The sequence below is a fragment of the Curtobacterium sp. MCBA15_004 genome, from assembly GCF_001865055.2.
GTDB lineage: Bacteria > Actinomycetota > Actinomycetes > Actinomycetales > Microbacteriaceae > Curtobacterium.
Map to the genome: position 1 here is coordinate 1033360 of NZ_CP126266.1, position 12268 is coordinate 1045627.

Consider the following 12268-nt stretch of genomic DNA (forward strand, 5'->3'; position numbering starts at 1 on the left):
GTGCAGGACCCGGACCCGGTCCACGACCAGGACCAGGACTCGGACGGGAGGCGCGGGGCGGCGCCGCCACGTGCCTCCCGTCCGTCACGTGGTCGGGACCGGGCTGCGCTGTCGCGCTACCGGCCGTCGCGTCGGACGGGCGGCGCGCCGCCGGCCGCCGGCGCAGGGCCGCAGGCGCAGGGCCGCCGACGCAGGGCCGCAGGCACGGTGACGGCGGATCAGCCGTGGCGGCGGTCCGGCCGTGGCCGCGGTCCAGCCGTGACGGCGGTCCGGCCGTCGCCGCGGTCCAGCCGTGACGGCGGACCAGCCGTGGTGGAGGATCAGCCTCGGCGGCGGATCAGCCGTGCCTACGCTCGGTCGACGACAGCAGCTGCTCCACCTCGCCGATCTCCATCGTCTCGGGCGACACCGACTGCAGCGGTGCGGCACTGGGCGTCTGCACGGCGTCGACGAGCCGGTGCATCATGGCGACCGCGTCGTCGACGACCTCGGTGCTCTTCGCCTGCACGCCGTGGAGGAGCCACTGCGCGGTCTCGAGCTCGTGGTGCACCCGGGCCCGCTGCGCGAGCTGTCGGTCGCGTCCGCCACCACCGGCCTCGTACGCGGCGAGGACCGTGTCGAAGGTGTCGCGGCGGCCGGCCAGGACCCACGCGAGGTCCTTCGCCGGGTCGCCGAGGCGCAGCTCTCCCCACTCGAGGACGCCGCTCACGGCGTCACCGTCGGCGAGGACGACCCCGGCACCGAAGGCGCCGTGCACGACCGTCGGCGTGAACTGCCAGAGCTGCTGGTCGCGGGCGGCGCCCTCCCAGCGCTCCTTGAGCGCGGCCGGGACCAGCTTGGTCGCGACGGCCCGGTCCATCACGGACACGGCGGAGCGCAGGACCTCGAACGGGGTGAGCGAGGGCAGCCCGGCGTCGGTGACGAAGCTCGTGGGAAGCTGGTGCACGGCGGCGACGGCACGGCCGACCGACGCCGCGAGCTCGGGCCGCTCGGCGAGGTCGCGGAGCGTCGGGTGGGCTCCCGGCAGGTATGTGGTGACGATGGCCCGCGTCGACCCGACCGGCGCCTGGCCGCGGTACTCGGCCACGGCGAACGGCAGGCGCGTGCGGATGCCGGCGCTCAGCGCCCGGATCGCGACGAGGTCGGCCGACTGTCGTGCCTCGGCGCGCTGGTTGCGCGGGCGACGGATCGCCGAGAGCGTGCCGTCCGCCTCGCGCAGGACGGCGGACTCGTAGTCGCCGGACGCAGCCGAGCCGAGGGTGCGTGTCCCCGTGACGACCATGCCGGGCACGGCCGTCGTCGCCAACGCGGCTAGAGTGAACTGGGATCCCGCCATGCCCCTCAGGGTAGGTCCGCCGTCGGTGCGAGCGCGTGCGCCACGCTGGCCTGTGCAAGCCCGAGGACCGTCCACAGGCTCCCGCCGAACACCCGACCAGACCTCGAGGAGCCCCCTGTCGTGACCGACGAGTTCGCCGCCCGGCTGCCGCTGTCCCGCAACGAACTCGACCGCGACGCGGAGTACCGCTCCACCCCGGACCTCGAGCAGGTCCTGCGCGCCGACCCGTCGACGCGCTGGCTGCCCGTCCACGGCGCCGAGCTGCTGCGCGCACCCGACGGTGCCCTGCGCTTCGTCGACGCGGACGCCGTCCCGGAGGGCACCGTGACGCTGTACCTCGGCCGCGCCGTGGCCGACGCACCCGACGCCCCGGCGGGGACCCGGTTCGTGGCGGCCCTCGTCGACGCGGCCACGGCGACCGCGATCGAGCCCGACGAGGACGCGTGGAGCAGCCTCCGGATGTTCGGGACCGAGCTCTCGGCGCGTGACCAGGGCCTCGCCGTCGAGGCCGTGGCGATGGCGAACTGGCACGCCGTGCACGGGTTCTCCCCGCGCACCGGTTCGCCGACCGCCGTCGTGACCGGCGGGTGGGTGCGCCGCGACCCCGAGGGCCACGAGCACTTCCCGCGGACCGACGCCGCGATCATCGTGGGCGTCACGGACGCCGACGACCGCATCCTGCTCGGCTCGAACGCCGCGTGGGACGCGAGCCGCTACTCGCTGCTCGCCGGCTTCGTGGAGCCGGGGGAGTCGCTCGAGGACGCCGTCCGTCGCGAGGTCTGGGAGGAGTCCGGGGTCCACGTGGAGGAGCCCGAGTACCTCGGCTCGCAGCCGTGGCCGTTCCCGGCGTCGCTCATGGTCGGGTTCCGCGCCCGCGCGGTGGACGGCGACCCCTCGACCGCCCGACCGGACGGCGTCGAGATCCTCGACGTCCGCTGGTTCTCCCGCGACGAGATCCGGGAGCGCGCCGGCGACACCCTGCTGCTGCCCGGCCGCACGTCGATCGCCCGCGCCGTCATCGAGGAGTGGTACGGCGGGCCGCTGGACCTGCCGTGAACGACGGACGGGACGGCACCGCCGCGGTCGCCGGTGCTCCGCGGCCGCCCTCGCCGGACGAGCTGCTCGACGCGCTCGACGCCGAACAGCGGACCGTCGCGCGGACGCTCCTCGGACCGGTCGCCGTGCTCGCCGGGGCCGGGACCGGCAAGACCCGCGCGATCACCCACCGGATCGCCTACGGCGTCGCGACCGGGACGTACTCGCCGAACCACGTCCTCGCGCTGACCTTCACGACCCGGGCGGCGGGGGAACTCCGGTCCCGGCTGCGGGCGCTCGGCGCCGGGACGGTCCAGGCACGGACCTTCCACGCCGCGGCGATGTCGCAGCTCAGCTACTTCTGGCCGGACACCGTCGGTGGCCACGCACCGCGCATCGTCGAGTCCAAGGGCCGGGTGATCGCGCACGCGGCCGACGCCGTCGGGCTGCACGTGGACACCCCCGTGCTCCGCGACCTGGCGGGTGAGGTCGAGTGGCGCAAGGTGCAGATGCTCTCGTACGAGGAGTACGAGGCCGCCGCCGTCGACCGTGTGATGCCCCGGGACACCCCACCCCGTCGGGTCGTCGACCTGATGCGGGCCTACGAACAGCTGAAGGACGACCGGCGGCAGCTCGACTTCGAGGACGTCCTGCTCGCGACGCTCGGCATGGTCGAGTCCGAGCCGCGGGTCGCGTCGTACGTGCGGCAGCAGTACCGCTTCTTCGTGGTCGACGAGTACCAGGACGTCTCCCCGGTGCAGCACGACCTGCTCCGGGCGTGGCTCGGCGGCCGGGACGACCTGTGCGTGGTCGGCGACGCGAGCCAGACCATCTACTCGTTCGCCGGGGCGTCGAGCCGGTACCTGCTCGGCTTCGGCGCCGAGTTCCCCCGCGGCACGGTGCTGCGCCTCGAGCGCAACTACCGGTCGACCCGCGAGGTCGTGCACGCCGCGAACACCCTCATGCGCGGCCAGCCCGGTGCGCTCGACCTGGTGGCGCAGACGACCGAGCCCGGACCGGAGCCCGAGGTCCTGGCGTGCGTGCACGACGGCGACGAGGCACAGACCGTGGCCCGGCGGATCACCGAGGTCGTCGGCGCCGGGGCGGCGTACGGCGACTGCGCGGTGCTGTTCCGCGTCGGTGCCCAGTCCGCCGCGCTCGAGTCGGCCCTCGGCCGAGCGGGCATCCCGTACCGGGTGCAGGGCGGCACCCGGTTCTTCGAGCGCCCCGAGGTCAAGCTCGCCGTGCACCACATGCGGGGCGAGGCCGTCCGGCAGACCGACGACGAGCTCACCCGACGCGTCGGGCTCGTGCTGCAGCTCAGCGGCTGGACGCCGACCCCGCCCGAGGGCACCGGAGCCGTGCGCGCACAGTGGGAAGCGCTGCAGGCGATCATGGGGCTCGCCGAGTCCGCCCCCGCGGGCACGACGATGCAGCAGTTCACCCAGGACCTGGTCGACCGCGCGGCGACCCACCACGAACCCGAGCTCGACGCGGTGACGCTCGCGACGCTGCACTCGTCCAAGGGCCTCGAGTGGCCGCACGTCGTGGTGGTCGGTGCCGCCGAGGGCCTGCTGCCGATCTCGCACGCGACGACCGACGCCGAGGTCGACGAGGAGCGCCGGCTGTTCTACGTCGGGCTGACCCGTGCACGGCGGTCGGTCACGGTCACGTGGTCGCGACAGGGTTCCACGCGTGGGGGAGCCCGGGCCCCGAGTCGGTTCCTGGCAGCGCTCGACACGCACACCGCGGATGGGGCGTCACCGGCACCACGGTGACGGCGAGGTCGTCGCGGTCGAACACGACCTGGTCGGTGTCCGGCCGCTGCGTCCGGTGGGGCAGCCGCCGCACGACCACCCGGGTCGCCGCGGCCGCAACCGCCGCGGACCGCCAGGGCGAGAGCGCCGCCGCGGGCCGCCCCCACACCTGCGCCGCGACGGCCGGCCACGCCGGGTCGGCGTCGACGCGGGCGTACTCCACGCACTGGAGGCACGGTCCGTCACCCGGGACCACGACCGGTCCGAGCCGGATCCGGCCGTCCCCGACGACGAGCGCGAGGTGGGGCGTCCCGCGACGCGTCCACGCGGACCGCACGGCCGGGTCGACGACGTGGTCGGCCACCACGAGCGCGATCGCCGGGTCGGGGTCGGGGAGCGGGACCGGTCCACCGCGCGGTGCCGAGGTACGGGCGACCGTCACGCCCTCGCCGGACAGCAGGTCGGCGACGTGGTCGGCCAGGGCCCCGGCGCCGTGCACCTCGACGCGCGCGAGCGGTTCGGGCAGGACGTCGACGACGGCGGGCGATGCGGTCCCGAGCAGCCGGGCAGCCACTTCCGGACGGCACCCGGTCGTCCGCGCGAGGGCGGCCAGGGCGTCGCGGTTCGTCTCGCGCCGCAGAGCGCAGAGGAAGCGTTCCTCGGCCGTGGTCGGCACGGGCACGACGGCACGCGGCGGGTCGACCCCGAGCTGCACGGTGGACGGATCGCGCCAGACGAACTCGAGCGTGGGGTCGATGCGGATGCCCATGCCCCCACGCTGCCGGACCCGCCGCCCGGGTGGGGCGGCGGGTCCGGATCTGTGGAGAACTCAGCGGGAGGAGTCGGGGTCCCCGGGGGTCGAGGGGCCGTCCGGGTCCTCGACGCCGCCCTGCTCGTCCTCGTGCGGTCGGTCGCCCGTGGAGTCGGCGAGCAGGTCGGCGAGTGCCTTGTCGAACGCGTCGTCCTCGGCCGAGTGCCCGGGGTTGCGGAGCCGGAGCACGAACGCCTCCGGGTCGTCGACGTCCTCCGAGGTCGGGACGGCGTCGAAGTGTGCCCAGAGGGCGTCGCGGTCCTCGGCGCCGAGCTCGTCGGTCACGCGCTGCCACAGCGCCGCGGCCTCGCGGAGGCGACGGGGGCGCAGCTCGAGCCCGACCAGTGTCGCGAACGCGGACTCGGCGGGCCCGCCGGCGGCACGGCGACGGCGGACCATCTCGGCGATGGCGTCGGACTTCGGCAGGCGCACGGTGGCGGCGGCGGTCACGGTGTCGACCCAGCCCTCGACGAGCGCGAGCATCGTCTCGAGGCGTCCGAGGGCGGCCTCCTGTTCCGCGGTCCGCGGCGGGATGAGCGCGCCGGACGCGAGGGCGTCCCGCAGCTGCTCCTGGTTCGTCGGGTCGATCTCCGACGCGAGCTCCTCGACCCGGTCGAACGGGATGTGGATGCCCCGCGCGTAGTCCGTGATCGACGAGATGATGTGCAGCCGCAGCCAGCGTGCGGAGCGGAACAGCCGCGCGTGGGCGAGCTCACGGACCGCCAGGTAGATGCGGACCTCGTCCTCGGGGACGTCGAGGCCCTCCGCGAACTCGGCGACGTTCTGCGGCACCAGCGCGGCGACCTGCTCGTCGAGGAGCGGCACACCGACGTCGCCGCCGGAGACGACCTCCTTCGACAACTGCCCGACGACCTGTCCGAGCTGGATCGCGAACAGTGCACCGCCGACGCCGCGCATCGCCTTCGAGACGTCGCCGAGCATCGCCTTGAGCTCCTCGGGCGCCCGCTGCTCGATCGCCTCGGTCAGCGCGTTCGAGATGCTCAGTGCGACCGGTTCGGCGATCTGCGCCCACACCGGCGTCGTCGCCTTCGCCCACTGCTCACGCGTGAAGGTGCTCGGCGTGGCCGTGAGTTCGGGCACGGTGGTGGCCTCGTCGAGCCACAGCGCGGCGACCTGGAACGCCTGGTCGGTCGCGTGCGCGGTGGCCGGGTCGACGGCGTGCCCACCGTCGCGGGCGATCGCGGTCGCGCGTTCGGCCGCGACCGAGAAGTCGATGCCGTCACCGCCCGACTGCGCCGCGCGCTGCAGCTGGCTCATCAGGTTCGCGACGAACGCGGGGTCGTTCGGGAGCCCGGCCGCGCCGGCGAGCTGCGACGGGTCGATCTGGCCCTCTCCGGAGAGCAGCTTGCGCAGCATCTCCTGGAAGTCGTCGTCCGGCCCCGGCTGCGGTTGATCAGGCATGCCGACTACGCTAATCGCTGCTCACGGGACCGCGCCTGGGACGCCCCCGTGGGGACGCCCGGAGCGCTGCGCCGAGGGCGAACAGCCCCGCGCTCGAGCGCCGGTCCCGCCCCCGGTGGCGGCCCACCGCCCCGGACGCGCGCACCGCCCCTGGAAGGACGTCCGTGACCCTCTTCGCCCCGGCCCCCCGTCGCCGCTCCCGTTCCCGCACGGTCGGCTGGGCCTTCGTGATCGGTGCCGTGGTGCTCGGGCTCCTGGCGAGCTTCCTGCCGAGCCCGTACCTGATCGAGGTCCCCGGGCCGGTCTACAACACCATCGGGACGCAGCGGCAGGGCACGGGCAAGGACGCGAAGGACGTCGAACTCATCCAGATCAGGGGCACGAAGACCTACGACACTGCGGGTGCACTCGACATGCTCACCGTGGGCATCCAGGGCGACGCCACGAACCGGCCGTCCTGGACGAGCGTCATCCGGGCGCTGTTCTCGCGCTCCGAGGCCGTCATCCCCGCGAGCGCCATCTACCCCGAGGGCACCACGACCCAGCAGGTGAACGAACAGGACGCCGCGGACATGCAGTCGTCCCAGCAGTCCGCGGTGGCCGCCGCCCTCGTCCACCAGGGGTACGACCTCCCGACGAAGCTCGAGGTCGGTTCCGTGCAGGAGGGCTCGGCAGCGGACGGCGTCATCCGCAAGGGCGACGTGATCACCGCCTTCGACGGCACGCAGCTCACGACGAACGTCGACGCCGGCAGCCTGCGGAAGGCCGTCGCCGAGCACGGCACGTCCTCGCCGGCCACGGTCACCGTGGACCGCGACGGCACCTCGGAGCAGCTGCGGGTCACCCCGCGCGAAGAGCAGGGCACCGCGCTCCTCGGGGTCGGCGTGACCGAGCGGTACGACTTCCCGTTCGAGGTGGAGATCGCGCTGCAGGACGTCGGTGGGCCGTCCGCCGGCATGATGTTCGCGCTCGGGATCATCGACGAGATCACACCCGGCGAGCTCAACGGCGGCAAGCACGTCGCGGGCACCGGCACGATCACCGCCGACGGGCAGGTCGGTCCGATCGGCGGCATCCGACAGAAGCTGTACGGCGCGAAGGCGGCTGGAGCGACGGTCTTCCTCGCGCCGGCCGACAACTGCGGCGAGGTCGTCGGCCACGTCCCCGACGGGCTGGACGTGTACAAGGTCGCGACGCTCGACCAGGCCGTCACCGACCTGCAGACGATCGCCGCCGGGAAGAGCACCGCCGGACTCGCGCGCTGCGGATCCTGACGCGACCACGGGGGCAGCAGCCGGCCACGTCGGCGACGTGACCGGCCCCGGCGGGCCGGGTCGCGCCTCCAGGCCGTCACCGGAACCGGACGGGAGGCGCGGTGCACGTTCCTGAGTCCCCGCACAGTTTCACTGTCGGCAGGGACCAATAGGATCGACGCACTGACGGCCCGCCGCGCCGGGCCCGCCGGTCCGACACGTCTGGAGCACATCAAGTGACGACAACCTCGTCCACCTCGGGCCCTTCTCCCTCGGGGCGGCGATCGCCGCGGGTCCCGATCGTGGTCACGATCATCGTGCTGGCCGCACTGGTGATCGGCTTCTTCATCTTCGCCAGCCTGTACACCGACTACGCGTGGTTCGCGCAGCTCGGCTTCCAGCAGGTCCTCACCACGCGCTGGATCGCGGGGACGTCCATGTTCGTCGCCGGGTTCCTCGGCATGGCGATCCCGGTGTACGTGAGCATCGCGCTGGCCTTCCGGTTCCGGCCGGTCTACGCGAAGCTCAACTCGCAGCTCGACCGCTACCAGCAGGTCATCGAACCGCTGCGCCGTGCCGTGATGATCGGCATCCCGGCGGTCCTCGGCGTCTTCGCCGGGCTCTCGACCGCGGGCCGGTGGAGCATGGTCCTCGAGTACTTCAACCGGACGCCGTTCGGCAAGACCGACCCGCAGTTCGGGCTGGACATCGGCTTCTACGTGTTCGAGTTGCCGTTCTGGCGCTCCGTCGTCGCGTACTCGTCCGCGGTCGTGCTCATCGCGGGCATCGCGGCGCTCGCCGCCAGCTACCTCTACGGTGCGCTCCGCTTCGGTGGCCGCGAGGTCCGGATCTCCCGCGCTGCGCGCATCCAGCTCGCCGTCACCGCGGCGGTCTACGTCGCGCTGCAGGCCGTGAGCCTGTGGCTCGACCAGTACGCGGCGCTGACGAAGGACAACCCGCTCATCACGGGTGCGCAGTACACCGACGTCAACGCGGTGATCCCCGGTCGCGAGATCATGGCCGGCATCGCGGCGATCGTCGCGGTCCTGTTCATCGTCACCGCGGTCATCGGTCGCTGGCGGATCTCCGTCGTCGGCACCGGTCTGCTCCTCGTCGCCGCGATCGTCATCGGCGGCATCTACCCCTGGGTCGTCCAGCGACTGCAGGTGAAGCCCTCCGAGCGGACCTTCGAGTCGGCGTACATCGAGCGGAACATCAAGGCGACACGCGATGCCTACGACGTCTCCGACGTGCAGGAGCAGAACTACGACGCCACGACCGAGGCGAGCTCCGGCGCCCTCGCGCAGGACGCCCAGACCACGGCGAACATCCGCCTGATCGACCCGAAGATCGTGTCCGACACGTTCAGCCAGCTGCAGCAGTACCGGCAGTACTACCAGTTCCCGAAGGAGCTGGACGTCGACCGCTACGACGTCAAGGGCCAGACCGAGGACACCGTGATCGCGGTGCGCGACATCGACCTCGACGGCCTCAGCGCGCAGGCGAACACGCAGTACAACCGCACGTTCGTCTACACGCACGGCTTCGGCGTCACCGCGGCCTACGGCAACCAGCGCGCGAGCGACGGCAAGCCGGTCTTCCTCGAGTCGGGCATCCCCTCGAACGGCGCGCTCGGGGACTACCAGGAGCGCGTGTACTTCGGCGAGACCTCGCCGCCGTACTCGATCGTCGGTGGCCCGAAGGGCTCGAAGAACGTCGAGCTCGACTACCCGTCCGGGTCCGACGACGACAACGGCGGCAACGCCACGACGACGTACAGCGGCGAGGGTGGCCCGAGCCTCGGGAACTTCTTCAACCGCCTGGTCTACGCGGCGAAGTTCCAGTCGGAGCAGATCCTGCTGTCGAACGCGGTGAACAAGGACTCGCAGATCCTGTACGACCGTGACCCGATCCAGCGCGTGCAGAAGGTCGCCCCGTACCTGACGCTCGACAGCGACGCCTACCCGGCGATCGTGGACCACCGCATCCAGTGGGTCGTCGACGGGTACACCACGAGCGACGCCTACCCGTACTCGCAGAGCCAGAGCCTGTCCGACAGCATCAACGGCACCGAGTCGTCGGCGTTCCGGACCGACCAGGTGAACTACATCCGCAACTCGGTGAAGGCCACCGTCGACGCGTACACGGGCAAGGTGACGCTCTACGCGTGGGACACCTCCGACCCGGTGCTCAAGACGTGGCAGAAGATCTTCCCGACATCGATGGAGCCGGTGTCGCAGATGAGCGCCGAGCTGCTCGACCACGTGCGGTACCCGACCGACCTGTTCAAGGTGCAGCGGTCGATCCTCGGCACGTACCACGTCACGAACGCCAACTCGTTCTACTCGGGCGACGACGCGTGGAACACCCCGCAGGAGACCACCTCGGGGACGACCGAGAACGACACGGCGGACACGCAGCAGACGACCACCAACGCGCTGGGCACGCAGACGACCGCCTCGCGGGGCAACCTGCAGGACCCGTACTACCTGACGATGAAGGTGCCCGGGCAGGACACGGCCTACTCGCTGTACACGACCTACATCCCGCAGCAGTCGGCGGGGTCGAACAACCGCAACGTGCTGACCGGGTACCTGGCGGTGGACTCCGACGCGGGTGGTGCGGGCAAGGGCGAGAAGGGTTCCAACTACGGCAAGCTCACGCTCCTGACGATGCCGAAGACCGACAACATCCCGGGTCCGGCGCAGGTGCAGAGCCTGTTCAACGGTGACACCACGGTGTCGCAGGAGCTGAACATCCTGAAGCGGGGCAACTCGACCGTGAAGCAGGGCAACCTGCTCACGCTCCCGGTCGGTGGCGGCTTCCTGTACGTGCAGCCCGTGTACGTGCAGTCGACGTCGAGCGGCTCGTACCCGCTGCTGCAGAAGGTGCTCGTGGCCTTCGGCGACAAGATCGCGTTCGAGGACACCCTCGACGAGGCCCTGAACAGCCTGTTCGGTGGCAACTCGGGTGCGGCCGCCGGCGACCAGGGCGCAGCCGGTTCGGGGTCGTCCGACACCGGCTCCACGGACACCGGCTCCGACCAGGGCGGCGACAGCGGCAGCACCGGCGGGGACACCGGTGCCGGGTCCGGCGCGACCGGGGGCTCGGGTGCGACCGGTGGGTCCGGCACCTCGGGCAACTCCACGCTGCAGCAGGCACTGGCGGACGCGAAGGCGGCGCTCCAGGACCGGCAGGAGGCGTACGCGCGCAACGATCTCGTCGCCGCGGCAGAGGCCGACCAGCGCCTGCAGACCGCGATCGAAGCGGCCACCGCAGCCGAGAACGCCGGGTGACACGCCGTGGCGGGGCACACGATTTGTGCCCCGCCACGGGCCTGTGTAGGCTGTTCAACGTGCCGCGGGGTGGAGCAGTTCGGTAGCTCGCTGGGCTCATAACCCAGAGGTCGTAGGTTCAAATCCTGCCCCCGCAACCAAGCGTCACATGAAGGCCCCGGTCCAGTCGGACCGGGGCCTTCGTCGTTCTCCAGTCCCGTCCGGTCGGCCTCGGGTCGTGTCGGGACCCGGCTGGCTCCGGCTCTGGCTCTCGCTCTGGTTCGGGCTGCGGCTCGGGTTCGGGTTCGGGTTCGGGTTGGGACTGCGACTCGGGTTCGGGGTCGGGTTCGGGTTGGGCCTGCGGTTCGGGTTCGGGTTCGGGCTGCGGCTGCGGCTGCGGCTCGGGTTCGGCATCGGTGGGGGTCGCTACGCTCGGCGGATGGCAACCCTGACGATCGCCGCCGCGCAGTTCGCCCCGGTCGACGACCCGGTAGCGAACCTCGCGACCGTCCGTACCGCCGCCGAGGACGCCGCTGCCCGCGGCGCGGACCTGCTGGTCACGCCCGAGTACACGTCGTACTTCACGGCGGAGATCGACGACCGGTTCGTGGCGAGCGCGGAGCCGCTCGACGGGCCGTTCGTGTCCGGCCTGCGGGAGATCGCCCGGACGACGGGCATCGCGCTCGTGGTCGGTGTGGCAGAGGCCGTCGGTTCTGCCGACGACCCGACCGGGGTCGGGGGCACCGAGGCCGACGCGGACACGGACGCGACCGGGCTCGCGGACGTGAACGGGCTCGCGGTGGCCCGGCGGTTCCGGAACACGCTCGTCGCCGTGCTGCCGGACGGGTCGGTCGCCGCGGTCTACCGGAAGGTGCACCTGTACGACGCGTTCGGCTCGAGGGAGTCGGACCGGATCGAGGCCGGGGACACCGACCAGCTGCCCGTCTTCACGATCGCAGGCGTGCGGGTCGGCCTCGAGACCTGCTACGACCTGCGCTTCCCCGAGGTCACGCGCCGCCTGGCCGGCGAGGAGTCCGGCGCTGCGGACGTCGTCCTCGTGCCCGCCGAGTGGGTGCGCGGCCCCGGCAAGGAGCACCACTGGCGCACACTGCTCACCGCCCGCGCAGTCGAGAACACCGTCTGGGTCGTCGGCGTCGGGCAGACGCCTCCCGTCGGCATCGGCGGCTCGGTGGTGCTCGACCCGTCCGGGGTCGCGGTGGCGGCCGCCGGCGCCGTGCCGGGGGTGCTCGTGGCGACCGTCGACACCGCCACGACGGCGTCCGTGCGGGCCGTCAACCCGTCACTCGGACTCCGCCGCTACGACGTGGTCCCGCGGGGGTGACCGCCGCCCGCTGGCCGCCGCCCGCTGCCCGCTGCTG

Annotated in this window: 8 protein-coding genes and 1 tRNA gene; 6 read left to right on the plus strand and 3 right to left on the minus strand. The window is 72.6% G+C overall.

Annotation, left to right across the window (positions count from 1 at the left end; all coding sequences use genetic code 11):
- Positions 1 to 337: 337 nt before the first annotated feature.
- A complete protein-coding gene (locus tag QOL16_RS04935) occupies positions 338 to 1336 on the minus strand; it encodes a phosphotransferase (protein ID WP_065959637.1) in 999 nt (332 codons plus the stop codon).
- A 120-nt stretch (positions 1337 to 1456) separates the two neighbouring features.
- Between QOL16_RS04935 and nudC the strand changes: the two genes are divergently transcribed.
- Together nudC and QOL16_RS04945 are read left to right on the plus strand one after the other, a co-directional pair.
- Complete coding sequence (nudC, locus tag QOL16_RS04940; protein ID WP_071283345.1) at positions 1457 to 2392, plus strand: NAD(+) diphosphatase; 936 nt, start codon at positions 1457 to 1459, stop codon at positions 2390 to 2392.
- Positions 2389 to 4149: an ATP-dependent helicase gene (locus QOL16_RS04945; RefSeq protein WP_071249621.1), complete on the plus strand. Its 1761-nt coding sequence runs from the start codon at positions 2389 to 2391 to the stop codon at positions 4147 to 4149. Before nudC ends, QOL16_RS04945 begins: the two co-directional genes overlap by 4 nt.
- On the opposite strand, the gene QOL16_RS04950 is transcribed toward QOL16_RS04945, so the two are convergent.
- Complete coding sequence (locus QOL16_RS04950; RefSeq protein ID WP_065959630.1) at positions 4040 to 4897, minus strand: TOMM precursor leader peptide-binding protein; 858 nt, start codon at positions 4895 to 4897, stop codon at positions 4040 to 4042. The two genes, QOL16_RS04945 and QOL16_RS04950, sit on opposite strands and share 110 nt — an antisense overlap.
- Positions 4898 to 4957: 60 nt before the next feature.
- Positions 4958 to 6361, minus strand: coding sequence for a zinc-dependent metalloprotease (locus QOL16_RS04955; protein ID WP_065959625.1), 1404 nt, complete (start codon positions 6359 to 6361; stop codon positions 4958 to 4960).
- Between the two features lie 164 nt (positions 6362 to 6525).
- Here QOL16_RS04955 and QOL16_RS04960 point away from each other — a divergent pair, with 164 nt between their 5' ends.
- The 4 genes from QOL16_RS04960 to QOL16_RS04975 all read left to right on the plus strand — a co-directional run bounded on the left by QOL16_RS04960 (position 6526) and on the right by QOL16_RS04975 (position 12231).
- Positions 6526 to 7635, plus strand: coding sequence for a PDZ domain-containing protein (locus QOL16_RS04960; protein ID WP_065959624.1), 1110 nt, complete (start codon positions 6526 to 6528; stop codon positions 7633 to 7635).
- Between the two features lie 281 nt (positions 7636 to 7916).
- The gene (locus QOL16_RS04965) at positions 7917 to 10910 is read left to right on the plus strand and encodes a UPF0182 family protein (RefSeq protein WP_175473055.1); all 2994 of its coding nucleotides are present in this window, start codon (positions 7917 to 7919) and stop codon (positions 10908 to 10910) included.
- A gap of 63 nt (positions 10911 to 10973) precedes the next feature.
- Positions 10974 to 11050: transfer RNA gene (locus QOL16_RS04970), tRNA-Met, on the plus strand.
- Positions 11051 to 11127: 77 nt separating this feature from the next.
- Positions 11128 to 12231, plus strand: coding sequence for a carbon-nitrogen hydrolase family protein (locus QOL16_RS04975; protein WP_139266348.1), 1104 nt, complete (start codon positions 11128 to 11130; stop codon positions 12229 to 12231).
- The last annotated feature ends 37 nt before the right edge of the window (positions 12232 to 12268 follow it).